Origin of the sequence: Pseudomonas moorei (assembly GCF_042846945.1) — a bacterium.
Taxonomy (GTDB): domain Bacteria; phylum Pseudomonadota; class Gammaproteobacteria; order Pseudomonadales; family Pseudomonadaceae; genus Aquipseudomonas; species Aquipseudomonas moorei.
The window spans coordinates 1,103,454-1,129,929 of record NZ_AP035776.1 but is presented as its reverse complement, the minus strand read 5'-3'; the positions used below and the strand labels follow the sequence as shown (position 1 = coordinate 1,129,929).

Here is a 26,476-nt window from a genome sequence, read left to right as displayed (position 1 = left end):
CTGCGCCGGTTTTTCTTCCAAACGACCGACCAGAAGTCTGCCGCCATGCGCCCTGCCCGTGCCCTGATCGACCTTCAAGCCCTGCGTCACAACTACCAAATCGCCCGTGAAGTCACGGGTGCCAAGGCCCTCGCGGTCATCAAGGCCGATGCTTACGGCCATGGCGCGGTGCGTTGCGCCCAGGCGCTGGAAGCCGAGGCAGACGGTTTTGCCGTGGCCTGCATTGAAGAAGCCCTGGAGCTTCGGGCCGCAGGCATTCGTGCGCCGGTGTTGTTGCTGGAAGGTTTTTTTGAGGCCGATGAGCTTTCGCTGATCGTCGAGCACGATTTCTGGTGCGTGGTGCATTCGCTGTGGCAACTCGAGGCGATCGAGAAGGCCGCGTTGAGCAAACCGATTGTGGTCTGGCTCAAACTCGATTCGGGCATGCACCGGGTGGGCCTGCATCCGAAGGATTACCAGGCGGCCTATCAACGCTTGCTGGCCACTGGCAAGGTCGCGAAGATCGTGCTGATGAGCCACTTCGCCCGAGCCGATGAGTTGCACAGTCAAGCGAGCGTCGAGCAAGTCGCGGTGTTTGAAGCGGCGCGTCAGGGGTTGTCGGCCGAGGTCAGCCTTCGCAATTCGCCGGCGGTGCTCGGCTGGCCGCAGGTACCGAGTGACTGGGTGCGTCCAGGCATCATGCTCTACGGTGCCACGCCGTTTGAAGAAGCCAACGCCGTGGCTGCACGCCTGCAGCCGGTGATGACCCTTGAATCGAAAGTGATCAGCGTGCGTGAACTGCCGGCCGGCGAGCCGATTGGTTATGGCGCCAAATTCATTACCCAGAAACCGATGCGCGTGGGCGTGGTGGCCATGGGGTACGCCGACGGCTACCCGCGCCTGGCACCGACCGGCACCCCAGTGTTGGTCGCGGGGCAACGTAGCCAGTTGATCGGCCGTGTGTCGATGGACATGCTGTGCATCGACCTGACCGATGTGCCGCAAGCGGGTCTGGGCTCCACCGTGGAGTTGTGGGGCAAGAACATTCTGGCCAGCGACGTGGCCATTGCGGCTGGCACGATTCCGTACCAGATCTTCTGCAACCTGCGCCGGGTGCCACTGCTCTATTCCGGGAGCTAGGGCCAGACAGGCCGGACCGGAAGTTGTCTCGCCGAACAGGATTCAGGTCAAAGTGTTGTAAATACTGAACGCTGTCGCCATGATAACGCTCATTATTCCAACAACCTGAATTCCTGGAGGCTCCAGCATTGGACGTCGGTGAGCGACTGCAATCAATCCGTAAGCTCAAAGGACTTTCCCAGCGTGAGCTCGCCAAACGTGCGGGCGTCACCAACAGCACCATTTCGATGATCGAGAAGAACAGCGTCAGCCCCTCGATCAGCTCGCTGCGCAAAGTGTTGGGCGGGATTCCCATGTCCATGGTCGAGTTCTTTTCCGAAGAAATCCTGCAGGAAAAACCGGCTCAGATCGTCTACAAAGCTAACGAACTGATCGATATTTCCGATGGTGCAGTGACCATGAAACTGGTCGGCCGGGCACACCCGAGTCGGGCTATCACGTTCCTCACTGAAATCTACCCGCCAGGCGCCGATACCGGTGAAGAGATGCTCACCCATGAGGGCGAGGAAACCGGCATTTTGGTGGAAGGGCGTCTGGAACTGGTGGTCGGACTCGAAACATTTGTGCTCGAAGCGGGCGATAGCTACTACTTTGAAAGTACCAAGCCGCATCGTTTCCGTAATCCGTTCGATGCGCCGGCGCGACTAATCAGCGCAGCTACACCGGCGAATTTTTAAGCAAAGAGGCGCCCTGCCAGCACGGCCGAGGCACCCGAGCTGTTTTACCGTTGCGCAACAAGACCCCTTCGACTTTGGGGTTGTTTCAGTGTCGCGGGCTTACCGCTATACTTGCGCCCGCCTGCGAACCGTGGCCGTAGGCGTGACTAGCCACCATTGAGGGTGAACGCGTGAATCTAATTATGAAAATGCTGGCCGTACCAGCAACCGTATTGGCCCTCTGGGCTGTCAGCGCTCAAGCTGCGACCAACGACGAAATTGCCAAGCGCCTTGAGCCAGTCGGCCAGGTTTGCGTACAGGGTAAAGAGTGCAAGGGCATGGAAGTCGCCGCCTCTGCCGGCGGCGGTGGCGGTGCCAAGACGCCTGATGAAGTGATTGCAAAACATTGCAACGCTTGCCACGGTACCGGCCTGCTGGGCTCGCCAAAAATCGGTGATACCGCCGCCTGGAAAGACCGTGCCGATCACCAGGGCGGCCTGGACGGCATCCTGGCCAAAGCCATTACCGGTATCAACTCGATGCCGCCTAAAGGCACCTGCGCCGATTGCTCCGACGCCGAGCTCAAAGGCGCGATCCAGAAGATGTCCGGCCTGAAATAAGGCGCCGCATCTTTCGCAAAAAACCGTCTCAGGACGGTTTTTTTGTGCCCGCAGATCGCCGCCACCCCCTGTAGGAGCGAGCTTGCTCGCGAAGGTTTCGAAGGTGCCGAGGCGTGTCAGGTTCACCAGGTCATCGTTGACGACCATCGCGAGCGAGCTCGCTCCTACAGGGTTTTGTGTTTCTAGCGGGCTGTTCATTGCAGCCAAGACCCGGCAAGCTCAGTCCAACCCCACGTCATGGAATGTAAGGGAGGTTCGGATGGTTCAGCTGTGTTCTATCGAGCAAGCGGTTGATGACGTGTTGGCGCGGTTGCCGGCGCATATTCACATGGGCCTGCCTTTGGGCCTGGGCAAGCCCAATCACTTCGTTAACGCGTTGTACCAACGTGTCGCGCAATTGCCGGAGCGGCGCCTGACGATCTACACCGCGCTGTGCCTGGGACGTCCTGCGTTGGGCGATGGATTGCAAAAGCGCTTCCTCGAACCTTTCACCGAACGGGTTTTCGGCGACTATCCGGAACTGGATTTTCTTGCCGATCTGCGTCGCGACAGGCTGCCGGGAAACATCCATATCCAGCAGTTCTTCATGCAGCCCGGCAGCCTGCTACACAGTGCGTGTGCGCAACAGGACTATGTCAGCAGCAACTACAGCCATGCCGCGCGGGACATCAACGCCGCCGGGTTGAACCTGGTTGCACAGTTGGTGGCCAGTCATGCCGAGCACCCGGACCGTTTGAGCCTGAGCTGCAACCCGGACATCACCCTCGACCTGTTGCCGATGATCGCCGAGCGCCGGGCTGCCGGGGAAACGATCCTGATGCTCGGCCAGGTGCACAACGATTTGCCCTACATGCCCGGTGATGCCGAAGTCGCCATCGATACGTTTGACCTGTTGATCGACGCGAAGGACAGCACCACGCTGTTCTCCACGCCGAACATGCCAGTGGGGTTCCAGGATCACTTCATCGGTTTGCACGCCAGCACGCTGGTCCGCGATGGCGGCACCTTGCAGATCGGCATCGGCGCCATGGGCGATGCGCTGACCGCTGCGCTGCTGGCGCGGCAGGCCGATAACAGCGGCTACAAGGCGCTGTTGGCGGATCTGAATCTGAGCCAGTGGGGACAATTGATCGATCGCGAAGGCGGCACCGAGCCGTTCGCCAAAGGCCTTTACGGTTGTAGCGAAATGTTCGTCAACGGCCTGCTGGTGCTGGCGGATGCCGGGATCGTGCGGCGCAAGGTCTACCCGGATGTGCCGACTCAGCAACAGGCGAATGCCGGCACCCTGGACGAAGCGGCACAGACTGACGGCATCTCGGTGCATGGCGGCTTCTTTCTCGGGCCGCGCAGTTTCTATGAACGCTTGCGTGAATTGCCACAAGGCAAGCGGCTCGAATTCAACATGACCCGCATCAGCTACATCAACGAACTCTACGGCCAGGAAGAATTGAAGCGCTTGCAGCGCCTCGATGCACGGTTCATCAACACCGCATTCACCATGACCTTGCTAGGTGCGGGCGTGGCGGATCAACTGGAGGACGGGCGTGTGCTCAGCGGGGTGGGCGGGCAGTACAACTTCGTTGCCCAGGGCCATGCGCTGCAGGGGGCGCGCTCGATACTGTTGCTGCGCAGCTGGCGCGAGTCGGGTGGCGAGGTCGGTTCCAACATGGTTTGGGAGTATGGTCACTGCACGATTCCACGGCATTTGCGCGACATTGTCGTCACCGAGTACGGCATCGCCGATCTGCGGGGCAAGACCGATGCGGCAGTGATTGAAGCGTTGTTGAATATCAGCGACTCACGTTTCCAGCCGGGGCTGATCGAGCAAGCGCAGAAGGTCGGCAAATTACCGAAGGATTTCCGCCTTGATCCGCGTTTCACCGACAACCGTCCGCAACGTTTGCAGGCGATTCAGGCGCGGCATCCGCATTTGTTTCCGGAGTATCCGTTGGGCTGTGATTTCACTGACGTGGAGCGGGATGTGTTGCGGGCGCTGAATTGGCTCAAGAGCAAATTCAAACTGAGCGAGATTCTGGAGCTGGGCAAGGCTGCGCTGGATGCGCCAGAGCCTGCGGCGTTTCCTGAGCATCTGGAACGCATGCTGCTGACCAACCCAGAAGGGTTGAAAGAGGATTTGTATCAGCGGTTGTTGCTCGCGGGCCTCAAGGCCACCGCTTCGCTGTAGGCGCTGGCTTGCCAGCGAAGGCGGTATGACAAGCAACATGGACGTTGGAATCAGGACCTCTTCGCTGGCAAGCCAGCTCCACAGGGGGTTGCGGTATGACAGGTTACTCGATGAAGGTCACGACGCCGCCGGCCAGGGATTTCACGCGAGCCAGGGACTCGACGCGATAACCCTGCGCATCCAGCTCTGCACGACCGCCCTGGAACGATTTCTCGATCACGATACCCAAGCCTGCGACGGTGGCGCCGGCCTGCTTGATGATCGAAATCAGCGCCTGGGACGCCTTACCGTTGGCCAGGAAGTCATCGATGATCAGTACGCGGTCGCTGCTGGTCAGGTGGCGCGGGGAGATCGCCACGGTGCTTTCGGTCTGCTTGGTGAACGAGTACACGGTCGCCGACAGCAGGTTTTCGGTCAGGGTCAGGGACTGGTGCTTGCGGGCGAAAATCACCGGTACGCCAAGGTTCAGGCCCGTCATGATCGCCGGGGCGATGCCCGAGGCTTCGATGGTGACGATCTTGGTAATGCCCGAGTCCTTGAACAGCGTGGCGAATTCGTCGCCGATCAGCTTCATCAGGGCGGGGTCGATCTGGTGGTTCAGAAAGGCGTCGACCTTCAGAACCTGGTCGGAAAGCACAATGCCTTGTTCGCGAATTTTCTGGTGCAGTGCTTCCATGAAGCTGTCCTCTATTGGCGTATTTTGCGCCGAAGTTCTAGATAAAGTGGTCAATTCTAGCGCTTTAACATGGCGCGTATATCCGCCAGTGCGCTATTGCCGCGAACGGCTTTGACTTCGGTCGGGGTGTCGTCGTTGCCTTCCCAGGCCAGGTCGTCCGGCGGCAGTTCATCGAGGAAGCGGCTCGGTGCGCAGTCGATGATCTCGCCGTATTGCTTGCGCTTGGCGGCGAAAGTGAAGGCCAAGGTCTGACGTGCGCGGGTAATACCCACGTAGGCCAGGCGACGTTCTTCTTCGATGGTGTCGGCTTCGATGCTAGAGCGGTGCGGGAGGATTTCCTCTTCCATGCCCATGATGAACACGTAGGGGAATTCCAGGCCCTTGGAGGCGTGCAAGGTCATCATCTGCACACCTTCGGCACCGTCTTCCTCTTCCTGCTGACGCTCCAGCATGTCGCGCAGCACCAGTTTGCCGATGGCGTCTTCGACGGTCATTTCGCCGTCTTCGTCTTTTTCCAGGGTGTTCTTCAGCGCCTCGATCAGGAACCAGACGTTACCCATGCGGTAATCAGCGGCCTTGTCGCTGGAGCTGTTGGTGCGCAGCCAGTTCTCGTAGTCGATGTCCATGACCATGCTGCGCAGGGCCGAAATCGGGTCCTCGCCGGCGCATTGTTCGCGCACCTTGTCCATGAAGCGCTTGAAGCGCGACAGGCGATCGGTGAAGCGCGAATCCAGGTGCTCGCCCAGGCCGATTTCGTCGGTGGCGGCGTACATCGAGATTTTTCGCTCGGTGGCGTAGTTGCCCAGCTTCTCCAACGTCGTCGAACCGATTTCCCGACGTGGAACGTTGATCACTCGCAGGAAGGCGTTGTCGTCGTCCGGGTTCACGATCAGGCGGAAATAGGCCATCAGGTCTTTCACTTCCTGGCGTCCGAAAAAACTGTTGCCGCCAGACAGGCGATACGGCACCTGGTGGTGCTGCAACTTCAGCTCGATCAGCTTGGCCTGGTAGTTACCGCGATACAGGATGGCGAAATCGCTGTAAGGGCGGTCGGTGCGCAAGTGCAGGCTGAGGATTTCCACGGCCACGCGCTCGGCTTCGGCGTCTTCGTTGCGGCAGCGGATCACGCGGATCTCGTCGCCGTGGCCCATTTCACTCCACAGCTGCTTTTCGAATTCGTGGGGGTTGTTGGAAATCAGCACGTTGGCGCAGCGCAAGATGCGGCTGGTGGAGCGATAGTTCTGCTCCAGCATCACCACTTTCAACGACGGGTAGTCGTCCTTGAGCAGCATCAGGTTTTCCGGGCGCGCGCCGCGCCAGGCATAGATCGACTGGTCGTCGTCACCCACCACGGTGAACTGGTTGCGCTTGCCGATGAGCATTTTCACCAGCAGGTACTGGCTGGCGTTGGTGTCCTGGTATTCGTCCACCAGCAGATAGCGCACCTTGTTCTGCCACTTTTCCAGGATGTCGGCGTGTTCTTCGAACAGCTTCACCGGCAGCAGGATCAAATCGTCGAAATCCACCGCGTTGAACGCCTTGAGCGTGCGCTGGTAGTGGGTGTAGACGATAGCGGCGGTCTGTTCCTTGGGGTTGCGCGCGTTTTCCAGGGCCTGGGGCGGCAGGATCAGGTCGTTCTTCCAGGCACCGATCATGTTCTTGATCTCGTCGACGCCGTCGTCGCCCGAGTATTCCTTCTGCATGATGTCGGTCATCAGGGCCTTGACGTCAGCCTCGTCGAAGATCGAGAAGCCCGGTTTATAGCCCAGCCGCACGTGTTCCTTGCGGATGATGTTCAGGCCCAGGTTGTGGAAGGTACAGACCGTCAGGCCGCGGCCTTCACCAGCGCGCAGCAGCGTGCCGACCCGTTCCTTCATCTCGCGCGCCGCCTTGTTGGTAAAGGTCATGGCGACGATGTACTGGGCGCGGATGCCACAGTTCTGGATCAAGTGTGCGATCTTGCGCGTGATCACACTGGTCTTGCCGGAGCCAGCGCCGGCGAGCACCAAAAGAGGGCCGCCGACGTAGCTCACGGCTTCTTGCTGCCGGGGATTGAGTCGGGACATACGTAAATTCAGGAGTCAGGACGAAATGGGCCGGCATTTTAACAGGCTCAGCGATTTGTGCTGCTCTCTCCGACTTGTGACGTATAACGCGATCTCTATTTGCCGGTTTTGTTACTTTCACGCAGGATGCGCGAGGAAATTGCGTCTAATGTTCGTAATTCCGGATACAAAGGCCTCGTTTTGATAACTGATGTCATTGGTCATTAGTTATCGGCACGGCATAATGCCCATCGCCTACATCTTTGCAGAGTCTAGGGAGCTAGCTTGTCTACGCCTGTCGAACCCTTGCGTTTGCTGCTACTGGCCGAAGAGCCAGCGTGGGCAGCGTTGTTGCGCGAGTGTCTGGCTCCGATGGGGAGCTCGGCCGTGCTCATCAGCGCGCCGAGTTGGGAGTCGGTCAGCAGTCTGTTCGACGACAACCGCAGCGCGGTGTTGTTGACGATCCCGGCTCTTCAGCCGGCGCCTGGCCGTTGCTGTCTGCCGACGGTGTTGCTGCTTGAGCATGAACCGCTGACGCCACCCGACGGTGTGAGTGACTGGCTGGTACGCGACCATCTCGACCCGGGCATGCTGCGTCGGTGCCTGCGGCATGTTCGCGAGCGCGGGGTGCTGGAAAACACTCTGCAGCGCCTCGCCGAACAAGACCCTTTGACCGGCATTGCCAATCGTCAGGGCTTCCAGACATTGTTGACGGCCCGATTGGCCGAAAACGAAGGGCGTGGCCTGGCGCTGGGCCACCTCGATCTCGACAACTTCCGTCACGCCAACGATGCCCTTGGCCACCAGGCCGGTGACCGGTTGATTCTGCAAGTGGTCGCGCGGCTCAAAAGCCAGCTTGAGGCCGGCGATCAACTGGCACGGCTGGGCAGTGATGAATTCGCCTTGCTGATCGACACCCGTCGCGCCCCTCAGCGCGCCGAGTGGATGGCCGAGCGCATCACCGAAGCGCTGGCCGAGCCGTATTGGGTCGATGGCGAAAGCCTGTTGATCGGCTCCAGCCTGGGTATCGCCCACGCTCGGGCCCAGGCCGGTGCCGACCCATTGATGTGGCACGCACACATCGCCATGCAGCAGGCCAAGAGCACACAGGGCTGCACCTTTCATATCTTCAACGAGCGCATCAACCGCAATGCCCGCAGCATCGCCGACCTCGAAAGCGAACTGCGCCGGGCATTGCGCCGCGATGAGCTGGAACTGCATTACCAGCCACGCCTGAACCTTGAGGACGGGCAGATCGTCGGCCTCGAGGCATTGGTGCGCTGGCGTCATGGCGAGCGTGGCTTGCTGCCGCCGAGTGAATTCGTGCCGCTGGCCGAGCAAAGCGGCTTGATCGTGCCACTGGGTTACTGGGTGATTTCCCGGGCCTTGCGTGACATGCAGGCCCTGCGTGAGCGCGGCTTGCCGCCTTTGCACATGGCGATCAATCTGTCGTTCCGGCAGTTTCAGGACAGCCAGTTGCTCTCGACCCTGAGCCGGCTGATTGCCGAGCGTGGCGTCGAGGCGCAGTGGCTGGAGTTCGAATTGACCGAAACCGCGGTCATGCGCCGCAGTGATCTGGTCAAGCAGACCATGGACGCCCTGGGGCGCCTGGGGGTGCGTTTCTCCCTCGACGATTTCGGTACCGGGTTCTCGTCGTTCGTACACCTCAACAGCCTGCCGATTACCTTGCTCAAGATCGACAAGAGCTTCGTCGGCGGCATGGAGCAGCGGGAAGAGAATCGCAAACTGGTCCACGCCATGATCAACCTGGCGCACAACCTCAACCTCGAAGTCGTCGCCGAAGGGGTGGAAACCCCGGAGCAACTGGAGCTGTTGCGCGGGTTTGATTGCGATCAGGTGCAGGGTTATCTGATCAGCAAGCCGTTGGCCCTGGCGGATCTGGTGGACTACCTGACGTTTGATTCCAGCCAGCAGGCGATGCTGGAAGTGGTGAGCTGACCGCGAATAATAGGCTGCCACGGAGCCCCGCAGGAGCAGGCTCGCTCGCGATGAACGACAACGATAATGCCGGTTGGCAGGTGCCCCGCGGCGTTCTCAGGTTTATCGCGAGCAAGCTCACTCCCAAAAGGGATCTCAGTCAGTCTGAGCAAACCCGTAGCGCTGCTCTGGCGACGTGTCCTGCCGAATCATTCGCTTCATCTTCCACTCGAACGCCAGCGTCAAACTCACCGCCGAGCACGCCAGGCCCAGCGCCAGGCCCCACCAGACGCCCGTCGGCCCCCATTGCAAGTCGAACGCCATCCACCACGCCGCAGGCGCACCGATCAGCCAATAGCAAGCCAGACCGACCAGGAATGTGGTCTTGGCGTCCTTGAGTCCACGAATGCAGCCCATGGCGATGGTTTGCGTACCGTCGAACAGTTCGAACCAGGCTGCGACCGCCAACAGGCTCACCGCCAGGTGGATGACGTCGCGAAACGCCGGGTCGTTGTGGTCAAGAAACAGGCCCACCAACTGGTTCGGCAACAGCCAGAACACCATCGCGAAACACAGCATCGCCGCGGCACCGAAAGCGAGGCCGACCCGGCCAGCCAGTCGTGCATCGAGCAGTTGCCCGGCACCGTAGTGCTGGCCGATGCGCATGGTGATCGCGTAGGAAATCCCCGCCGGTACCATGAACGCCACCGAGACGATCTGCAGGGCGATCTGGTGTGCGCCCAGTTGCGTGCTGCCCATGGTGCCCATGCACAGTGCCGCGAAGGCAAACAGCCCGACCTCCACCGCGTAAGTGCCGCCAATCGGCAGGCCCAGGCGCCACAGCTCTTTCAGGTACTGTCGGTTGAGCCGCAGCAGGCCCTGACGCAGCGGATAGGCGTCGTAAGCCGGGTGCCGGCGAATATGCAGCGCCAATGCCAGGGCCATGAGGTTGGCGACAATCGCCGTGACCAGGCCGATACCCATGAGCCCCAGTTTCGGCAGGCCAAACATGCCGGTAATCAAGGCGTAGTTGAGCAGGAAGTTCGCCACCGTACCGCCCAGGCTGATCACCATCACTGGCGTCGCACGGCCGATGGCACTGGTGAAGCCACGCAGGGCCATGAAGCTCAGATAGCCGGGCAGGGCGAACGGCAGAAAGATCAGAAACTGGCCGGCCGACTGGACGTTGCTTTCAGTCTGGCCGAACAGCAGCAACACCGGTTTCAGATTCCACAACAGCAGCCCGGCGACCAATGCCATCAGCCACGCCAGCCACAAACCGGCCTGGGTCAACCGGGTCGCGCCGAGGATGTCGCCGGCACCCTGACGGATCGCCACCAGGGTGCCGACTGCCGCAATCACGCCAATGCAGAAAATCGACACGAACGAATAGGTCGCCGCGCCGAGCCCGCCGCCGGCCAGTGCCTCGGGACTCAGGCGCGCCATCATCAAGGTGTCGGTGAGGACCATCAACATGTGCGCCAACTGCGAGGCAATCAACGGCCCCGCCAGCCGCAGGATGGCCCAGAGTTCAATACGCGCTGGATGCTGCATGGTCATCACGCTCGTTTATCAAAGAGGACAGGAAAGCGTCGATTCTCGGCGCTCTGGACGGAATGCACAAAGGGATAAAAAGGATGGGTGGCATGATTCAAACTCATGCTGGAGAGTTTCTGCTAGGGTGGCCAAATCCCGCTGTAGGAGCTTTCCCAATGTCACGTCGTCTCCCTCCCTTGTATGCCTTGCGCGCATTCGAAGCTGCGGCGCGGCACAGTTCGTTCACACGAGCGGCCGAAGAACTGTCGATCACGCAGAGTGCGGTCAGCCGGCACATTCGTACGCTCGAAGAGCACTTCGCCTGTCGCTTGTTTCATCGCAGTGGCCGTCATCTGCAACTGACCGAATCGGCGCGCTTGCTATTGCCTGGCATCCGCGAGGGCTTCACCGCCCTGGAGCGCGCCTGTAACACCCTGCGCGCCGAAGACGACATCCTGCGCATGAAAGCCCCGTCGACCCTGACCATGCGCTGGTTGCTGGCGCGCCTGAGTCGCTTCCGCCATTTGCAACCGGGCAACGAGGTGCAATTGACCAGCGCCTGGATGGATGTCGATTCTGTGGATTTCAACGAGGAGCCGTTCGACTGCGCGGTATTGCTGAGCAACGGGCACTTCCCGCCGGATTGGGAGGCGAGTTACCTGTTTCCCGAGGAGCTGATTCCAGTGGGCGCGCCCAACCTGCCGAATGATCAGCCTTGGGATGCGGCGCGCCTGGCAAACACCGAGTTGCTGCACCCGACACCGGACCGCCGCGACTGGCGTAACTGGCTGGAGCGCATGGGCCTGGCCGATCAAGTGTCGCTCAAGGGTGGCCAGGTGTTCGATACGCTGGAACTGGGCATGATCGCGGCCGCCCGCGGCTACGGCGTGTCCATGGGCGATCTGCTGATGGTGGCGGAAGATGTGGCACAGGGACGCTTGAGCCTGCCATGGCCAACCGCTGTCGCAAGCGGCGAGCGTTATTACCTGGTCTGGCCGAAAACCCGCCCCGGTGGCGAGCGCATGCGTCGGCTCAGCGACTTCTTGCAAAGTGAGGTCCGGGCGATGGAGTTGCCGGATGTCGAGCACTTGAGCTGAATCGATAGAGCCTCAACACCGACGGGCTTGAGCTATATCCGGGTCAAACGCTCAAGTATTCCCGTTCACCGCCGAATAGGTGCACATGGGACCTTCGTGCAGGTTCGACGCTTTCCCATCATCAGAAACTTTTACTGAGTGCGCCGCGATCAGGATGATCCGCTCGCTCGGCCAGGAGCTGTCATGCCTCAACCTCGTGCCCGGATCGCCTCACAGCTGGGTCTTGCGCTCGCCTTGATTCTGGTGACAGTCATCAGCGCAAGCACCTTGTTCGCCCTGCGTTCGCTAGATGCCGCCAACCTCGCTACCCGCGAAGAGCACCTGACCAGCGAGGCCCGGTTGCTGGCCGATCAGTTGAGCACTTTCCACGGCACGTTGCGTGAAAGCACCCAGCGCCTGGCGGGTCTGTTCGAGAAGCGTTTCAGTGCCGGCTTGAGCGTGCACCCGGATGAGCCGGTGACGGTGGCGGGCACGCAGACCCCGGGCCTGCACCTGGGCAGCGAAGTGTTAAACAACGACTTCAAGGAAGTGGACGAGTTCAAGCAGATGACTGCCGGTGCGGCCACGGTGTTCGTGCGTAGCGGTGAAGACTTTATCCGGGTCAGTACGTCCCTGAGCAAACAGGACGGCAGCCGGGCCATCGGCACGATGCTTGATCACGCCCACCCGGCTTACGCACGCCTGATGGCGGGGCAGAGCTATGTCGGGCGTGCCTTGCTGTTCGAACGCTCCTACATGACGCAATACACCCCGGTACGTGACAGCAGCGGCAAGGTGATTGCCGTGTTGTTCGTGGGCTTCGATTACACCGACGCGCAAAATGCTCAGTTCGAAAACCTCAAGCGTTTCCGCATCGGCCAGACCGGTTCCCTGGCACTGCTGGACGAGCAGAACAAATGGCTGGTGCCGATTGCCGGTGTGCAAGCGCTGGATCAGGCCGTCCCGGCGGTCATGGCGCTGATCAAGACGCCAGGCAAAGGCCGGTTCTGGAGCGACAAGTCCGAAGACTTCTACAGCATTGCCGTACCGTTTGAAGGCGGGCCGTGGTCGGTGGTGGCAAGCATGCCGAAAACCGAAATCAGCGCTGTGACCTGGAGCGTCGGTATCCAGTTGGCTATCGGCAGTCTGTTGGCGATGTTGTTGGCGGTCGGCGCAGCGGTCTGGCTGTTGCGCAGCAAACTGGCGCCGCTGGGTGATCTGGTGCGTCAGGCCGAAGCCTTGGGTGCCGGTGATTTGAGCGTGCGTCTGAGCGTGTCGAGCAATGATGAAATCGGCCAGTTGGCTCGCGCCTTCAACCAGATGAGTCAGGCGTTGTCGACCATGGTCGAACACATCCGCAACGCCTCGATGGAGGTCAACAGCCGCGCCCAGGCCTTGTCCGGGTTGTCCGGCGGAGCCTATGAAGGGATGGAGCAGCAATCGGGCGAGATCACCAGCATGGCCGGGGCCGTGGAAGAGTTCAGTGCCACCTCCCTGAACATCGCCGACAACATGGGCAGCACCCAGCGTCTGGCACTGGAAAACGCTCGGCAAACGCAAATCGGTCGTACATCGATGGACGAAGCGTCCTCGTCGCTTGAGCAAATTGCCGGCGCATTGAACAGCACGGCGACGGTGATCAATACCTTGGGACAGCGCTCCCAGGAAATCGGCGGCATCGTTGGCGTCATCACCTCGATTGCCGAACAAACCAACTTGTTGGCGCTCAACGCTGCGATCGAAGCGGCGCGTGCCGGTGAGCAGGGGCGTGGCTTTGCCGTGGTGGCCGACGAAGTACGTAACCTCGCCTCGCGCACCCGTCAGGCCACGGAGGAAATCTCCGTGATGATCCAGAGCATTCAGCAGGAAACCGGCAACGCCATCAGCACCATGGAGCAGGGTAATGTGCTGATGCAGGAAGGCTTGTCGCGCAACGCCAACGTGGCCTCCGCACTGGCGCATATCGATGAGCAAAGTCGTTCAGCCGGTCAGCAATTCGCCGCGATTACCACGGCGACCCAGGAACAGAGCAGTACGGCGACGTTGCTCAGCAGCAACTTGCAAAGCATTGCGCTGGCCAACAGCGAGCAGCGGGAAGTAGTGTCGAACCTGGCGGTCACCGCTAAAGAGCTGGAGAAGCTGGCGGCGGATTTGCGGTCGGAGGTTGACCGGTTTCGCTGATGTGCCTTTGAAATAGTCATCGAGAGCAGGCACTCATTGCGTTGCCGGCCGATACTGCAATGCCTCCGCCAGATGCTCCCGCTTGATCCCGTCGACCTGTTCCAGATCCGCCAGGGTTCGCGCCACCTTCAGCAACCGATGCGCCGACCGCAACGACAACGTCAGCCGTTCACAGGCCGTTTCCAGCCAGTTCTCATCGACTGTGGATAACTTGCAATGCCGACGCAGCCCCGGCAGATCAAGAAAGGCGTTGGCGCACCCCTGACGCTTTTGCTGGCGTTCACGGGCGTCAGCGACCAGCACCGCCGCGCTGGCGCTGTCCTCTCCGGGTTTCACCGTCGGATTCAACGCCGTGGCCTCCCGCGCCACCGTCAGGTGCAAATCGATCCGATCCAGCAAGGGCCCGGACAGTTTGTTGCGATAGCGCTGAACCATGTCCGGCGTGCAGGAGCAGCGGCCAGTGGGTTCGCCAAGATATCCACAAGGGCACGGATTCATTGCCGCCACCAACTGAAAACGTGCCGGAAACCGCACGCGATCCTTGGCCCGGGAAATCACGATATGGCCTGACTCCAGTGGCTCTCTCAAAACCTCGAGCACTTTGCGGTCGAACTCTGGAAGCTCATCGAGAAACAAAACACCGTGGTGGGCGAGGGTGATTTCACCGGGCTGTGGTTTCGAGCCGCCACCGACCAGCGCCGGGCCAGAAGCCGAGTGGTGCGGTTGTCTGAAGGGGCGCTGCGGCCAATGGCTCAACGGGACGCAACTGGTGACGGACTGAATGGCGGCCACTTCCAGTGCTTCGCACTCTGCCAGTGGGGGCAGCAGCCCTGGCAGGCGACTCGCCAGAAGCGTCTTGCCCGTTCCGGGAGGTCCGCTGAAGAGGAGGTTATGCGCACCCGCCGCTGCAATCAGCAACGCCCGTTTGGCTGCTTGCTGACCCTGCACTTCGTTCAGGTCGGGGTAGGGTTTGCTGGCGTGGATCAATCCATCGGACACATAGGGCTCAACCGGCGTGTGCCCGTTGAAATGCGCCACGGCCTGCAGCAGATGATCCACCGCAATCACCTTCAACCCCGACGCCAGGCACGCTTCTTCGGCATTCGCACGCGGCACCATCAACGAGCGTCCGGCCTTGCGCGCGGCCAACGCCGCCGGCAACACGCCCCGCACCGCACGCACTGCGCCTGACAGGGCCAGCTCGCCCAGACACTCCACATCATCGAGCGTCAATGTCGGCACCTGCACACTGGCCGAAAGAATCCCCAAGGCAATTGCCAGATCGAACCGTCCGCCATCCTTGGGCAAATCCGCCGGGGCCAGATCCAGGGTGATTCGCCGAGCCGGAAACTGCAGCCCGGAATTGATGATCGCACTGCGCACCCGATCCTTGCTCTCCTTCACCGCCGCTTCGGGCAGGCCGACCATGGTCAGCGACGGCAAGCCATTGGCCAGATGAACTTCGACGGTGACGGCGGGGGCATCCACGCCAATCTGGGCGCGGCTGTGGACGATGGAGAGGGACATGGTCGTTCCTTGAGTTGTACGGGGGCCGCCTCCTGCGGGTTTTTGCAAGGGTAGACGGCAGTGCTGTTTCCGCGGTGCATGGCAGGCAAGGAATTTTCGCAAGATGTTGCGCGGCTCCACGGGCAGCGCATTGATTCTGTGGCGAGGGGGAGCGCTCCCCCGCCGCAAACGATTCCAATCTTTAATCTCTTTGAAGAGCGATTAAAGTGCGATGCGCCAGCGTTAGTGGAAAGTGATCAGTTATTGCATTGCTGCGTGTGGAAAGATATGGGTGGCCAACTAAGTTGGCTCAGGATCGCTCGCTCGGTTGAGGCGGCTTAGAGGAAGACTGTTCGTCGTCAGGCAGATTGCTATCACTATTTAGAATTTTTAGTATAAAGCTTTCTATGTCGACCTTCTCTTTGCCTTCTGCGACATGCGTCAAATAGTTAAAGTCTAAAGCTATCAATTCATTAAGTCTGGATTCGTAGTCGCTCGGGTAGTCTGCTTGTTCTATTCGAGGTAAGCCTTTGTAATGGTCAAGGACGCTTTGGAAGAATTTGGTCAGTTTTCCTGTGGTGTTGTATTCATGCTCTGCCTCGGCAACGACTTTTTGCCTCCATGCGAATTCTTGTTTGTCTGACTCTTCCAGCGCTGCCCGTCTTTCATTAACGGTAAACGTGCCGCTGTCATCGTTATTGATCCAGTCAGGGCTAGACTGCTTTTCACTACAGGATTGCTTGTTGAGTTAATCATCACTGCAACTCCTTTGTTTTTATAAGTCAGATAGGATCTGCCGAAAAAATTACCTGTTGGCAAGGGGAAGGTCTTTCAAGGCCCGCGACGTTATTTACTTCATCGTGATTTCTACTGACCAAGCAAAGGTGGATAGGTTGGTTCTGGTTGCTCTTATGGTGCAGGTAGCACCGCCGCTGGGAGTGGCTGTGTTATTCCACTTTGGGATTTTGCTTCCATCTGGGCCGGGGGGCGTCACAAATATAGACAGATATACACAGCTTTTTGCGGTGTTACTCCTTGTGATGTTAGGAATATTCCATTGGTATCAATAACTAATATTCACTGCGGGCTAGATTTTTTTCGTGCTGATGCAGTGCTCGCGTTCAAATGACTCATTTGAGAGGAGAGCTTAGAAAGGGGGGATTTGCGGCGCAATCAGACGGCGGATGAGAGTTTCGTAGGATGTTGCCGGGACTCTTGCGGGCTTGAAGACCGCAGTCTCGGCAATTCCTACAGATAAATCTGACAGTCGTTACGACCTTGTCGCGAGCAGGCTCGCGTACACGGTGGAATGGGGCTAACCATTAGGGATTGGGGCGTTATTCTGCAGGCGGATTGAGCCTCGCTTCCATCTCCGCGACCTTCGTTTCAAGTGCTTCCAACCGTGCTCGCGTCCGCGCCAGCACGACCATCTGGCTATCAAACTCTTCCCGGCTCACCAGATCCAGCTTGCTGAAGCCACTCTGCAGCAGGGCCTTGAATTGGCTTTCGATTTCGCTTTTCGGCAATGGGGTGTCGCCGCTGAAGAGACGGGAGGCGGTGCCAGTCAGGGCGTCGAGGAAGTCTTTGGGCGCGAGCATGGGAAAGGTCCTGATAACAATGGCAGGCAGTGTATCACGCAGTGTCTATAGTCATTTCGCGGGCGGTCGATGCACGCTTTTCGCGCATGGGGACGGACGGCATCGCACCGTTGTTGTGCGTAACGCATGGAGTGTTGTTGCGAAGTTGCTGGCATCTACTGGTAAAGGCTTGAAAACAGTAGGTTTTGTGGAGATGGCAAGCTTTCTGCTTAGTCCATGGTGACCCATGCACTGATGCAGTCGCTGTGACGAATGCAGTGCGCCAAGCGAAACGCGGGGAGTGTTTCGTGAGGAGCGGGTAGCTGGCGTCGGACGGGCAGGTAAGGCCGACGATGCGTTACAAAGCCAGGCACTGCGCTTAGACTTGAGACGGGTTTGTTTTCCTGGGGCAAGTCCACCAATTCGGGAGAGAGTTTTCATGAAGCTAGTCACTGCCATCATCAAGCCGTTCAAGTTGGACGACGTGCGCGAATCGTTGTCCGAGATCGGCGTGCAGGGCATTACCGTCACCGAAGTCAAAGGCTTCGGTCGGCAGAAGGGGCACACCGAGCTGTATCGCGGCGCGGAATACGTGGTCGATTTCCTGCCAAAGGTGAAGATTGATGTCGCCATTGACGACAAGGATCTCGACCGGGTTATCGAGGCGATAACCAAGGCCGCCAACACCGGCAAGATCGGTGACGGCAAGATCTTCGTGGTCAATCTGGAACAGGCGATTCGCATCCGTACCGGCGAAACCGATACCGACGCAATCTAAGCCGCCACAAACCCAACGCCCCAGGAGAAAACAATATGACTCTGCGTAAATTCGCAGGGCTAGGAGCCCTGTTGTCCATCGTAATGCCCGGCCTGGCCATGGCGGCAGATCCGGTGGCGACTCCAGTCCTCAACTCCGGCGATACCGCCTGGATGTTGACCTCGACTGCCCTCGTGCTGTTCATGACCATTCCCGGTCTCGCGCTGTTCTACGGCGGCATGGTTCGTTCGAAAAATATTCTTTCCGTGATGATGCAGTGCTTCGCCATTACGGGGCTGGTTACCATCCTGTGGTTCATTTATGGCTACAGCATGGCGTTTGACACGACTGGCATGGAAGCAGGCGTGGTCAACTACAACTCCTTTGTCGGCAGCCTTGCCAAGGCCTTCCTCGCCGGCATCACACCGGCCAGCATTACCGGCCCTGCGGCGCTGTTCCCTGAAGCGGTATTTGTTACCTATCAGATGACTTTCGCCATCATTACTCCAGCGCTGATCGTCGGTGCGTTCGCTGAGCGGATGAAGTTCTCTGCAATGCTGGTCTTCATGGGCGTGTGGTTCACTCTGGTATATGCGCCGATTGCGCACATGGTCTGGAGCGGTCCGGGTTCTCTGTTGGGCGACTGGGGCGTACTGGATTTCGCCGGTGGCACCGTGGTGCACATCAACGCCGGTATTGCAGGTCTTGTAGCCTGCCTGGTGCTGGGCAAGCGAAAAGGCTTCCCTACGACTCCAATGGCTCCGCATAACCTTGGTTACACCCTGGTAGGCGCGGCCATGCTGTGGGTCGGCTGGTTTGGTTTCAACGCCGGTTCCGCAGCTGCGGCCAACGGTACTGCCGGCATGGCGATGCTGGTGACCCAGATCGCAACCGCCGCCGCCGCGCTGGGCTGGATGTTCGCCGAGTGGATCACCCACGGCAAACCTAGCGCACTGGGTATCGCATCGGGTGTGGTTGCCGGCCTGGTCGCCATTACCCCGGCCGCCGGTACTGTAGGCCCAATGGGCTCACTGATAATCGGCCTGGCCGCGGGCGTGGTGTGCTTCTTCTGTGCCACCACCCTGAAACGCAAGCTCGGCTATGACGACTCCCTGGACGCCTTCGGCGTGCACGGTATCGGCGGTATCCTCGGCGCGATCCTGACCGGTGTATTCGCTGCACCGTCCCTGGGTGGCTTCGGCACCGTCACCGACATTGCCGCTCAAGTCTGGATTCAGTGCAAAGGCGTGGGCTTCACGGTGATCTACACCGCGATCGTCACCTTCATCATTCTCAAGGTACTGGACGCCATCATGGGTCTGCGTATCACCGAAGAAGAAGAAGCCGTCGGTATCGACCTGGCGCTTCACAACGAACGCGGCTACAACTTGTAAGCACGCGCATGAGAAAACTTGCCCGGCTTGCCGGGCATTTTTTTGTCCGGAATTTGTCATCGTGGGCTGCGCTGAAAGGTTTTTTCTTACAGCTTTTGCGACGTTTAGGACGCGGGTTTTTGTGCCGCTGATGGCTTACAGGAATGAAGGAATATTAGGGCCTTTGTTTTTTCCCAGAGCGCGCTAGAATGCGCCCCGAACGTGCGGAGAACTGTATGTGGCAGCAGACTCTGATTACCCTGCGGGCGAGGCCCCGGGGCTTTCATCTGGTAACGGACGAGTTACTCGCCGGCTTGCCTGAACTCAGGGCGTGTCGGGTTGGTCTGCTGCATTTGTGGCTACAGCATACCTCGGCGTCGTTGACCATCAACGAGAACGCCGATCCGGCGGTACGTCGCGACTTCGAACGATTTTTCAATCGTCTGATCCCACAAGGAACAGACGGCTATGAGCATAACGACGAAGGCCTGGACGACCTCCCGGCGCACTTCAAGGCCAGCGTGCTTGGCTGTCAGCTCAGTTTGCCGGTTTCGGCGGGCCGACTGGCGCTAGGGACCTGGCAAGGCGTTTATCTGGGCGAGCACCGTGATCATGGCGGTGCCCGTAAAGTCCTCGCCACCTTGCACGGTGAAGGGGCATAACCGCTGGTCAGCAGCGGCTGTTGATTTTTTTCCGGCAGCCTTCGACAGAGGGCAAAGCTGGGCTATAACTAATCTGCTTTTCGCAAGTCATGAGGTAGAACATGAGCGACGATGATCTGGAAAACGACGACCTCGAAGTAGGCGACGACGACGAAACCGAAGAAGGTCTGGAAGCAGCGGCGGAAGACGTCGCTGAAGATGACGGCGGTGATGCGCCGGTTCCGACCGCCAAAGGCAAAGCCAAGGCAGCGGTATCAATCGATGAGCTGCCGAGTGTCGAAGCCAAGAACAAGGAGCGCGACGCCCTGGCCAAGGCCATGGAAGAGTTCCTGGCTCGTGGCGGCAAGGTGCAGGAAGTGGAGGCCAACGTGGTCGCCGATCCGCCCAAGAAGCCTGATAACAAGTACGGCAGCCGGCCTATCTAAGCCTGTTTCCTTGCTTGCTGAAAAAGCCCGCCGTCGCTGCGGGCTTTTTCATGCCTGAAACAAAAAATATGAAAGCTGCGGTGTTATCTAAGGGAGCGAGCTTGTCAGCTCGAGGCCTTGTTCCAACTCGCCAACAACGCCGGCAACTCGGTCAGGCTACGGATCTCGGCATCCGGCAATCGCTCGGCTTCCCAGTCCTTGCCGGCCGGGTTGAACCAGATCGCCCGCAGTCCCGCTTGCTGGGCGCCGGCAATATCGTCGCCCGGGTGGTCACCGATGTGCACCGCTGTCTCGGCCGTGGCACCGCCACGCTGCAGCGCCTCATGGAACAATCGAGAATCAGGTTTGGCGATGCCGATGTCTTCGGCGCATAACGCAAACTTGAAGTAGTCCGCGAGCCCCAGGCGTCGTACGTCGGCATTGCCGTTGGTCACCACGCCGAGGGTGTAATGGTTGGCCAGCACTTCCAGGGTCGGTTGTACTTCAGGGAAGATTTCCAGCTGATGCCGGGCATGCAGAAACACTTCGAAGCTCTGATCGGCCAGGTCGGACGCTTCTGTATGGGCGTAACCGGCTTCTTCCAGCGCCTGGAACAGCACCCGGCGGCGCAGGGCGCTGATGCGATGCTTGAGGTTCGGCTCGATGCTCAGGATGCGTTCGCGAATGGCCCACAAGTGCTCCACCGGCACCGCGCCCAGATTCGGTGCGTGTTCAGCCAGCCATTCACGGAGGATGGCTTCGGCGCTGACGATCACCGGAGCGGTGTCCCACAGAGTGTCGTCGAGGTCGAAGGTGATCAGTTGGAGAGTCATGAATCATCGCCTTTAATGCGTTTGGCCCGTGGATGAGCACTGTCATAGACCGTGGCCAGGTGCTGGAAGTCCAGGTGGGTATAAATCTGCGTGGTCTTGATGTCCGAATGGCCGAGCAGCTCCTGCACCGCCCGCAGGTCCTGGGAGGACTCCAGCAAGTGGCTGGCGAAGGAGTGGCGCAACATGTGCGGGTGCAGGTTTTGCCCGAGCTCACGTTCGCCAGCGGCTTTTACCCGTAGCTGAATCGCCCGTGGGCCGAGCCGCCGGCCTTGCTGGCTGACAAATACCGCGTCGTCCGCCGGATTGGCCAATGCCCGCAATGGCAACCAGAGTTCCAAGGCTTCGCGCGCCATTTTGCCCACCGGCAGCAGACGGGTTTTGCTGCCCTTGCCGAGCACCTGGACCATGCCATCCGCCAAATCAAGCTGATCAAGATTCAGTCCGGTCAGCTCCGACAGGCGCAGCCCGGAAGAGTAGAACAGCTCAAGTATCGCCTGATCGCGACGTGCCAGAAAATCATCCTCCACACCGCCTTCAAGCAGTTGCAGCGCGCGGTCAGTGTCGAGGGTTTTCGGCAGGCGGCGTTCGCCCTTGGGTGGCGTCAGGCCGTTGGCCGGATCGTGGTCGCACAGGCCTTCACGGTTCAGGTAGTGATAGAGCCCTCGCACCGCCGACAACAACCGCGCCAGACTGCGGGAGGACTGGCCTTGTGCATGCAGGCGAGCGATCAGGCTGCGCAGGCGCTGGATGTCCAGCGCTGCCCAACTGCCGATGTTCTGTTTGACGCACCAGCCCAGCACCTTGTCGAGGTCGCGACGATAGGCCGAAAGGGTGTGTGGGGACACCTGCCGCTCACTGCGCAGGTGTTCGCAGTAAGCGTCCAGTTGCCGTTCCATGTTCAGCGTACCGAGCGCAGGGAGTTGTTGACCCGTGGCAGCACGCGGCCCATGACTTCGGCGATGTAGCTCAGGAACAAGGTGCCCACCGAGCTTTTGTAGTGCTGCGGATCACGGCTGGCGATGGCCAGGATGCCGTGGATGCCCTGGTGGCTGATGGCGACGACGGCGGTGGAACCGATCTGCTTGCGCTGCTCTTCGCCGAACAGGAAGTCCAGCTCGTGCTCGCGCAGGCTGCCGCTGACGCTTTTTTCTTCCTGCAACAAGCCGCCAATAGCCACTTGCGCCTCGGCGTGGGTCACCCAGCGGCCGACCGGCATGGCATTGTCGCCAAGCAGAATGAGGCTGACAAAAGGCACCTGAAAGTCCTGGCGCAGGCTGTCTTCGACAGACATCACCACGTCTTCCAGGCTGGCGGCGTCCATCAGTGCGAGGATCAGGCGGCGGGTCTTGTCGAACAACCGGTCGTTGTCGCGGGCCACGTCCATCAAGTGCGAGAGACGGTGCCGCAACTCGATGTTGCGATCACGCAGGATGGTCATCTGGCGTTCCACCAGCGACACGGTGTCGCCGCGCCGGTGGGGAATGCGCAAGGCCGGCAGCAATTCTTCGTGCTGGACGAAGAAGTCCGGATGAGCCTCCAGGTACGCGGCAATCGCCGCCGCCTCCAGGCTCTCGGACGGGGATTCGTCGGACTGTCGGGCGGGTACCTGAGGCTTATCGGTCATGGCTTTGGCTCACTCAAAGACGCACTTGTCCTTCATATACACGGACTGCCGGGCCGGTCATCAATACCGGGTGGCCAGGGCCTGCCCACTCAATGGACAGACGCCCGCCAGGCAGGTCGATCAATAGCGGCGAATCCATCCACCCCTGGCTGATCGCGGCCACTGCGGCGGCACAGGCGCCGGTACCGCAAGCCTGGGTTTCCCCGGCCCCGCGCTCCCAGACGCGCAATTGCGCGCGGCCCCGGTCGATGACCTGGAGAAAACCGACATTGACCCGTGCCGGAAAGCGCGGGTGATGTTCGATTTTCGGCCCCAGTTCATGTACCGGCGCATTGTTGATATCGCTGACCCGCAGAACCGCATGGGGATTGCCCATGGACACGGCGGCCAGTTCCACGGGTGTGCCATCGACGTCGACCTGATAGCTCAGGGCCTGCTCAGGTGCCAGGAACGGGATGTCGGCCGGTACCAGGCGCGGGGCGCCCATGTTCACGCCGATCTGCCCGTCGTTGCGCACGTCCAGCTCGATGATGCCACTTTTGGTTTCGACGCGGATCTGCCGTTTTGCGGTCAGGCGCTTGTCGAGCACGAAGCGGGCGAAACAGCGCGCACCATTGCCGCACTGTTCCACTTCAGAGCCGTCGGAGTTGAAGATCCGATAACGGAAGTCCACGTCCGGGTTGCTGGGCGCTTCGACGATCAGCAGCTGGTCGAAACCGATGCCGGTGTGCCGGTCACCCCAAAGCTTGGCGTGCTTGGGCAGAATATGCGCGTGCTGGCTGACGAGGTCGAGGACCATGAAGTCGTTGCCCAGGCCGTGCATTTTGGTAAAACGCAGCAGCATGGTTTTACTCCGGCAGCAGGCTTTCGCCAGCAAACAACTCGGCTACCGTTTCACGGCGACGCACTTCAAATGCCTGATCACCGTCCACCAACACTTCAGCGGCACGGCCACGGGTGTTGTAGTTGGAGCTCATGACAAACCCATAGGCGCCAGCCGAATGCACGGCCAGCAGATCGCCTTCTTCCAGGGCCAATTCACGATCCTTGGCCAGGAAGTCGCCGGTCTCGCAGATCGGGCCGACGATGTCGTAGGCGCGACCGGCCGTGTTGCGCGGGCGCACGGCAGTGACGTCCATCCAGGCTTGGTACAGCGCCGGGCGGATCAGGTCGTTCATGGCCGCGTCGACGATGGCGAAATCCTTGTGTTCGGTGTGCTTGAGGTACTCGACCTGAGTCAGCAGCACGCCGGCATTGGCCACGATGAAGCGGCCCGGCTCGAACACCAGCGCCAGGTCGCGACCGTCAAGACGTTCGCGCACGGCCTTGATGTAGTCGGCAGCCAATGGCGGCTCTTCGTCGCGATAACGCACGCCCAGGCCGCCACCGAGATCGATGTGGCGCAGGTAAATGCCGCAATCGCCGAGACGGTCGACCAGGCCCAGCAGGCGGTCGAGGGCGTCGATGAAGGGCGGCAGGGTGGTCAGTTGCGAGCCGATATGGCAGTCGACGCCGACCACTTCCAGGTTCGGCAGCTGCGCGGCGCGCACGTACACGTCCTCGGCGTCGGCAATGGCGATGCCGAACTTGTTCTCTTTGAGACCGGTGGAAATGTACGGGTGAGTGCCGGCATCGACATCCGGATTCACGCGCAGCGAGATCGGCGCGCGAACACCCAGTTCAGCGGCAACCACTTGCAGGCGTTCCAGCTCGTCGGTGGATTCGACGTTGAAGCAGTGCACGCCGACTTCCAGGGCGCGACGCATGTCGTCACGGGTCTTGCCGACACCGGAGAACACGATCTTGTCGGCGCTGCCGCCGGCGGCGAGTACGCGTTCCAGCTCGCCACGGGAGACGATGTCGAAACCGGCGCCCAGGCGCGCCAGGACATTCAGTACACCCAGGTTGGAGTTGGCCTTGACCGCGAAGCAGACCAGATGTGGCATGCCCGCCAGTGCATCGGCGTAAGCCAGGTATTGGGCTTCGATGTGGGCACGGGAGTAAACGTAAGTCGGTGTACCAAAGCGATCGGCGATGGCAGACAGGGCAACACCTTCCGCGAACAGTTCACCGTCACGGTAGTTAAAAGCGTCCATGAGGTTCCCTTATTGGTAGACGTCGTGCTTGTGTGCCTTGGAGGCAGGCTTTTGCGAGGACTGGGCTTGCGCCGCAGGATCCTGGTTGTCGTCAGGCAGGTACAGCGGGCCTTTTTGACCGCAGGCCGACACAAGGCAGGCAACCGCGAGGAGCGCAGCAAGGGAGGAGATCAGGCGCTTCATGGCGAAATCCTTGAAAATGCATTAATTGCGCCGGAGTATACCGGCCACCCGGCAGCTTGCCTATGCGACGGGGCTCCCGTCTGGCGGGCCTTGGACCGATGCCGGTCGGTATCATGCAATCCTTGTGGGAGCGAGACTGCTCGCGATAGCGGTGTTTCCGTTGACCATAATGTTAAATGTGCCGGCGCCATCGCGAGCAGGCTCGCACACAGATTGGGGTTGCTGGGCGTTATCCTTTGCAATCGGGAGGCCTCGGTCGTATCTTGCGGCGCTTGAGCCTGATCAGACACTTTTTGAGGTTGCCGTAATGAGTTTGTCCGAAGCGCGTTTCCATGACCTGGTCGATGCCACCCAGCAGACGTTGGAGGACATCTTTGACGACAGCGACCTGGATATCGATCTGGAAAGCTCGGCCGGTGTGCTCACCGTCAAGTTCGAAAACGGAACCCAGTTGATTTTCAGTCGGCAAGAGCCATTGCGTCAGTTGTGGCTGGCGGCAGTGTCCGGTGGCTTCCACTTCGATTACGACGAAGAGAGCGAGCGCTGGATGTGCGACAAGAGCGAAGAGCAACTGGGCGAGATGCTTGAGCGCATCGTCAAGGCGCAAGCTGACGTCGAACTCGATTTCGAAGGCCTGTAACGCCGTGACACAATCAGCGCCCATGCGTCCGCCCAAGCCGCTCTACAGCAACGTCAGCCCGGCGGTGCCATCGCCGTGCAGCGGCGTGTGTCGGCTGGACGCGCAAAAAGTCTGCCTGGGATGTTTTCGCCACGTCGAAGACATCCGCGAATGGCGCTCGGCGGATGACGAACGTCGCCGGGTGATTTGCGAGCAGGCTCTGCAACGCCGATCCCTGTAGGGAGGGCGATGACCGCCCGGTGGCGACTTGTATATTTTTTGAGCTGTGTTAGTGTCCGGATACGCCTCAACTCATCGAGGCTCGTGAAAACCCCGCCTTTTTCTGGCGGGGTTTTGCTTTTTTCGCGCAGAAGAAAGGAGTCTGCCCTGATCATGACCGCACCTTCCATCACCCTTACCCGTCTGGACGTACAGCGTCTGGAGCGTCTGATCGACAGCCTGGATGAAACGCTGCCGGGCGTTATCGCGTTGCAAACCGAGCTGGACCGCGCCGATACATTGGTCAGTCACGAAGAAGTGCCGGCCGATGTCGTGACCATGAATTCGCGCGTGCATTGCCGTGAAGAGAGCAGTGGCAAGGATTACCACCTGACCCTGGTTTATCCAAAGGATGCCAACGCCGACGAAGGCCGGATCTCCATCCTGGCCCCCGTGGGCAGCGCGTTGCTCGGCCTGAAGGTTGGCCAGCACATCGACTGGCCGGCGCCGGGTGGCAAGACGCTGAAACTGACCCTGCTGGAAGTCGAATCGCAGCCTGCCAATGGCGGCGCCTTCCCCGAGTGACAACCT

General features: G+C 60.0%; 25 protein-coding genes. 14 read left to right on the top strand and 11 right to left on the bottom strand.

What is annotated here, in order from left to right; all coding sequences use genetic code 11:
* The first annotated feature begins 45 nt into the window (after positions 1 to 45).
* From alr to ACGJAX_RS05360, 4 genes are all read left to right on the top strand, one after another.
* A complete protein-coding gene (gene alr, locus ACGJAX_RS05375; protein ID WP_090326587.1) occupies positions 46 to 1,119 on the top strand; it encodes an alanine racemase in 1,074 nt (357 codons plus the stop codon).
* Positions 1,120 to 1,247: 128 nt separating this feature from the next.
* Positions 1,248 to 1,796 (top strand): cupin domain-containing protein, encoded by a 549-nt coding sequence (locus ACGJAX_RS05370; protein WP_090326586.1) that lies wholly within the window; start codon positions 1,248 to 1,250, stop codon positions 1,794 to 1,796.
* Positions 1,797 to 1,978: 182 nt separating this feature from the next.
* Positions 1,979 to 2,395 (top strand): cytochrome c5 family protein, encoded by a 417-nt coding sequence (locus ACGJAX_RS05365; protein WP_090326582.1) that lies wholly within the window; start codon positions 1,979 to 1,981, stop codon positions 2,393 to 2,395.
* A 259-nt stretch (positions 2,396 to 2,654) separates the two neighbouring features.
* Complete coding sequence (locus ACGJAX_RS05360) at positions 2,655 to 4,580, top strand: acetyl-CoA hydrolase/transferase C-terminal domain-containing protein (protein ID WP_390957729.1); 1,926 nt, start codon at positions 2,655 to 2,657, stop codon at positions 4,578 to 4,580.
* A gap of 103 nt (positions 4,581 to 4,683) precedes the next feature.
* On the opposite strand, the gene ACGJAX_RS05355 is transcribed toward ACGJAX_RS05360, so the two are convergent.
* Both ACGJAX_RS05355 and rep read right to left on the bottom strand, forming a co-directional pair.
* On the bottom strand, positions 4,684 to 5,256 hold the full coding sequence (locus ACGJAX_RS05355) for a xanthine phosphoribosyltransferase (RefSeq protein ID WP_090326577.1): 573 nt from the start codon (positions 5,254 to 5,256) through the stop codon (positions 4,684 to 4,686).
* Positions 5,257 to 5,312: 56 nt separating this feature from the next.
* The gene (gene rep, locus ACGJAX_RS05350) at positions 5,313 to 7,322 is read right to left on the bottom strand and encodes a DNA helicase Rep (protein WP_090326575.1); all 2,010 of its coding nucleotides are present in this window, start codon (positions 7,320 to 7,322) and stop codon (positions 5,313 to 5,315) included.
* Between the two features lie 264 nt (positions 7,323 to 7,586).
* Here rep and ACGJAX_RS05345 point away from each other — a divergent pair, with 264 nt between their 5' ends.
* Positions 7,587 to 9,260: a bifunctional diguanylate cyclase/phosphodiesterase gene (locus ACGJAX_RS05345; RefSeq protein ID WP_090326572.1), complete on the top strand. Its 1,674-nt coding sequence runs from the start codon at positions 7,587 to 7,589 to the stop codon at positions 9,258 to 9,260.
* 135 nt (positions 9,261 to 9,395) lie between these two features.
* Here the strand turns inward: ACGJAX_RS05345 and ACGJAX_RS05340 are convergent, their stop codons facing one another.
* Positions 9,396 to 10,793, bottom strand: a complete 1,398-nt coding sequence (locus ACGJAX_RS05340; protein WP_390957726.1) for a NorM family multidrug efflux MATE transporter — start codon at positions 10,791 to 10,793, stop codon at positions 9,396 to 9,398.
* Between the two features lie 158 nt (positions 10,794 to 10,951).
* Here ACGJAX_RS05340 and ACGJAX_RS05335 point away from each other — a divergent pair, with 158 nt between their 5' ends.
* Both ACGJAX_RS05335 and ACGJAX_RS05330 read left to right on the top strand, forming a co-directional pair.
* Positions 10,952 to 11,872: a LysR substrate-binding domain-containing protein gene (locus ACGJAX_RS05335; protein ID WP_090326571.1), complete on the top strand. Its 921-nt coding sequence runs from the start codon at positions 10,952 to 10,954 to the stop codon at positions 11,870 to 11,872.
* Between the two features lie 183 nt (positions 11,873 to 12,055).
* Positions 12,056 to 14,032, top strand: a complete 1,977-nt coding sequence (locus ACGJAX_RS05330; protein WP_390957724.1) for a Cache 3/Cache 2 fusion domain-containing protein — start codon at positions 12,056 to 12,058, stop codon at positions 14,030 to 14,032.
* 33 nt (positions 14,033 to 14,065) lie between these two features.
* On the opposite strand, the gene ACGJAX_RS05325 is transcribed toward ACGJAX_RS05330, so the two are convergent.
* Together ACGJAX_RS05325 and ACGJAX_RS05320 are read right to left on the bottom strand one after the other, a co-directional pair.
* Positions 14,066 to 15,559: a YifB family Mg chelatase-like AAA ATPase gene (locus ACGJAX_RS05325; RefSeq protein WP_390957722.1), complete on the bottom strand. Its 1,494-nt coding sequence runs from the start codon at positions 15,557 to 15,559 to the stop codon at positions 14,066 to 14,068.
* Between the two features lie 1,316 nt (positions 15,560 to 16,875).
* Positions 16,876 to 17,136, bottom strand: coding sequence for an accessory factor UbiK family protein (locus ACGJAX_RS05320; RefSeq protein ID WP_090326561.1), 261 nt, complete (start codon positions 17,134 to 17,136; stop codon positions 16,876 to 16,878).
* Between the two features lie 418 nt (positions 17,137 to 17,554).
* On the opposite strand from ACGJAX_RS05320, the gene glnK reads away from it, so the two are divergent.
* The 4 genes from glnK to sutA all read left to right on the top strand — a co-directional run bounded on the left by glnK (position 17,555) and on the right by sutA (position 20,332).
* Positions 17,555 to 17,893 carry a P-II family nitrogen regulator gene (gene glnK, locus ACGJAX_RS05315; protein ID WP_002555808.1) on the top strand — a complete coding sequence of 113 codons (339 nt, stop codon included), beginning with the start codon at positions 17,555 to 17,557 and terminating at the stop codon, positions 17,891 to 17,893.
* A 35-nt stretch (positions 17,894 to 17,928) separates the two neighbouring features.
* Positions 17,929 to 19,266, top strand: a complete 1,338-nt coding sequence (locus ACGJAX_RS05310) for an ammonium transporter (protein ID WP_090326559.1) — start codon at positions 17,929 to 17,931, stop codon at positions 19,264 to 19,266.
* A gap of 215 nt (positions 19,267 to 19,481) precedes the next feature.
* Positions 19,482 to 19,907, top strand: coding sequence for a secondary thiamine-phosphate synthase enzyme YjbQ (locus ACGJAX_RS05305; RefSeq protein WP_247255298.1), 426 nt, complete (start codon positions 19,482 to 19,484; stop codon positions 19,905 to 19,907).
* A gap of 101 nt (positions 19,908 to 20,008) precedes the next feature.
* Complete coding sequence (gene sutA / locus ACGJAX_RS05300; protein ID WP_090326552.1) at positions 20,009 to 20,332, top strand: transcriptional regulator SutA; 324 nt, start codon at positions 20,009 to 20,011, stop codon at positions 20,330 to 20,332.
* Between the two features lie 104 nt (positions 20,333 to 20,436).
* Here sutA and ACGJAX_RS05295 read toward each other — a convergent pair whose 3' ends face one another.
* Genes ACGJAX_RS05295 through ACGJAX_RS05270 form a run of 6 tightly spaced genes read right to left on the bottom strand, consistent with a single transcriptional unit; the run spans position 20,437 to position 25,047 of the window.
* A complete protein-coding gene (locus ACGJAX_RS05295) occupies positions 20,437 to 21,144 on the bottom strand; it encodes an HAD family hydrolase (RefSeq protein WP_248914534.1) in 708 nt (235 codons plus the stop codon).
* Complete coding sequence (xerC, locus tag ACGJAX_RS05290) at positions 21,141 to 22,040, bottom strand: tyrosine recombinase XerC (RefSeq protein WP_247255300.1); 900 nt, start codon at positions 22,038 to 22,040, stop codon at positions 21,141 to 21,143. Before xerC ends, ACGJAX_RS05295 begins: the two co-directional genes overlap by 4 nt.
* 2 nt (positions 22,041 to 22,042) lie before the next feature.
* Entirely contained in the window at positions 22,043 to 22,768 is a 726-nt protein-coding gene (locus ACGJAX_RS05285; protein ID WP_390957716.1) for a DUF484 family protein, read from the bottom strand.
* A 13-nt stretch (positions 22,769 to 22,781) separates the two neighbouring features.
* Complete coding sequence (dapF, locus tag ACGJAX_RS05280; protein WP_248914533.1) at positions 22,782 to 23,612, bottom strand: diaminopimelate epimerase; 831 nt, start codon at positions 23,610 to 23,612, stop codon at positions 22,782 to 22,784.
* Between the two features lie 4 nt (positions 23,613 to 23,616).
* Positions 23,617 to 24,864: a diaminopimelate decarboxylase gene (gene lysA, locus ACGJAX_RS05275; RefSeq protein ID WP_090326539.1), complete on the bottom strand. Its 1,248-nt coding sequence runs from the start codon at positions 24,862 to 24,864 to the stop codon at positions 23,617 to 23,619.
* A 9-nt stretch (positions 24,865 to 24,873) separates the two neighbouring features.
* Positions 24,874 to 25,047 carry an LPS translocon maturation chaperone LptM gene (locus ACGJAX_RS05270; RefSeq protein WP_090326537.1) on the bottom strand — a complete coding sequence of 58 codons (174 nt, stop codon included), beginning with the start codon at positions 25,045 to 25,047 and terminating at the stop codon, positions 24,874 to 24,876.
* Between the two features lie 307 nt (positions 25,048 to 25,354).
* Between ACGJAX_RS05270 and cyaY the strand changes: the two genes are divergently transcribed.
* The 3 genes from cyaY to rnk all read left to right on the top strand — a co-directional run bounded on the left by cyaY (position 25,355) and on the right by rnk (position 26,470).
* Positions 25,355 to 25,687, top strand: coding sequence for an iron donor protein CyaY (cyaY, locus tag ACGJAX_RS05265; RefSeq protein ID WP_090326534.1), 333 nt, complete (start codon positions 25,355 to 25,357; stop codon positions 25,685 to 25,687).
* A 4-nt stretch (positions 25,688 to 25,691) separates the two neighbouring features.
* A complete protein-coding gene (locus ACGJAX_RS05260; protein ID WP_390957713.1) occupies positions 25,692 to 25,907 on the top strand; it encodes a DUF1289 domain-containing protein in 216 nt (71 codons plus the stop codon).
* A gap of 152 nt (positions 25,908 to 26,059) precedes the next feature.
* Positions 26,060 to 26,470, top strand: a complete 411-nt coding sequence (gene rnk / locus ACGJAX_RS05255) for a nucleoside diphosphate kinase regulator (protein WP_390957711.1) — start codon at positions 26,060 to 26,062, stop codon at positions 26,468 to 26,470.
* Positions 26,471 to 26,476: the final 6 nt, after the last annotated feature.

Excerpts from the sequence above, each read along its gene's own strand:
- alr (WP_090326587.1), top strand. The coding sequence starts at position 46 with ATGCGCCCTGCCCGTGCCCTGATCGACCTTCAAGCCCTGCGTCACAAC.
- ACGJAX_RS05365 (WP_090326582.1), top strand. The coding sequence starts at position 1,979 with ATGAAAATGCTGGCCGTACCAGCAACCGTATTGGCCCTCTGGGCTGTC.
- ACGJAX_RS05360 (WP_390957729.1), top strand. The coding sequence starts at position 2,655 with ATGGTTCAGCTGTGTTCTATCGAGCAAGCGGTTGATGACGTGTTGGCG.
- ACGJAX_RS05355 (WP_090326577.1), bottom strand. The coding sequence starts at position 5,256 with ATGGAAGCACTGCACCAGAAAATTCGCGAACAAGGCATTGTGCTTTCC.
- rep (WP_090326575.1), bottom strand. The coding sequence starts at position 7,322 with ATGTCCCGACTCAATCCCCGGCAGCAAGAAGCCGTGAGCTACGTCGGC.
- ACGJAX_RS05340 (WP_390957726.1), bottom strand. The coding sequence starts at position 10,793 with ATGCAGCATCCAGCGCGTATTGAACTCTGGGCCATCCTGCGGCTGGCG.
- ACGJAX_RS05335 (WP_090326571.1), top strand. The coding sequence starts at position 10,952 with ATGTCACGTCGTCTCCCTCCCTTGTATGCCTTGCGCGCATTCGAAGCT.
- ACGJAX_RS05330 (WP_390957724.1), top strand. The coding sequence starts at position 12,056 with ATGCCTCAACCTCGTGCCCGGATCGCCTCACAGCTGGGTCTTGCGCTC.
- ACGJAX_RS05325 (WP_390957722.1), bottom strand. The coding sequence starts at position 15,559 with ATGTCCCTCTCCATCGTCCACAGCCGCGCCCAGATTGGCGTGGATGCC.
- ACGJAX_RS05320 (WP_090326561.1), bottom strand. The coding sequence starts at position 17,136 with ATGCTCGCGCCCAAAGACTTCCTCGACGCCCTGACTGGCACCGCCTCC.
- glnK (WP_002555808.1), top strand. The coding sequence starts at position 17,555 with ATGAAGCTAGTCACTGCCATCATCAAGCCGTTCAAGTTGGACGACGTG.
- ACGJAX_RS05310 (WP_090326559.1), top strand. The coding sequence starts at position 17,929 with ATGACTCTGCGTAAATTCGCAGGGCTAGGAGCCCTGTTGTCCATCGTA.
- ACGJAX_RS05305 (WP_247255298.1), top strand. The coding sequence starts at position 19,482 with ATGTGGCAGCAGACTCTGATTACCCTGCGGGCGAGGCCCCGGGGCTTT.
- sutA (WP_090326552.1), top strand. The coding sequence starts at position 20,009 with ATGAGCGACGATGATCTGGAAAACGACGACCTCGAAGTAGGCGACGAC.
- ACGJAX_RS05295 (WP_248914534.1), bottom strand. The coding sequence starts at position 21,144 with ATGACTCTCCAACTGATCACCTTCGACCTCGACGACACTCTGTGGGAC.
- xerC (WP_247255300.1), bottom strand. The coding sequence starts at position 22,040 with ATGGAACGGCAACTGGACGCTTACTGCGAACACCTGCGCAGTGAGCGG.
- ACGJAX_RS05285 (WP_390957716.1), bottom strand. The coding sequence starts at position 22,768 with ATGACCGATAAGCCTCAGGTACCCGCCCGACAGTCCGACGAATCCCCG.
- dapF (WP_248914533.1), bottom strand. The coding sequence starts at position 23,612 with ATGCTGCTGCGTTTTACCAAAATGCACGGCCTGGGCAACGACTTCATG.
- lysA (WP_090326539.1), bottom strand. The coding sequence starts at position 24,864 with ATGGACGCTTTTAACTACCGTGACGGTGAACTGTTCGCGGAAGGTGTT.
- ACGJAX_RS05270 (WP_090326537.1), bottom strand. The coding sequence starts at position 25,047 with ATGAAGCGCCTGATCTCCTCCCTTGCTGCGCTCCTCGCGGTTGCCTGC.
- cyaY (WP_090326534.1), top strand. The coding sequence starts at position 25,355 with ATGAGTTTGTCCGAAGCGCGTTTCCATGACCTGGTCGATGCCACCCAG.
- rnk (WP_390957711.1), top strand. The coding sequence starts at position 26,060 with ATGACCGCACCTTCCATCACCCTTACCCGTCTGGACGTACAGCGTCTG.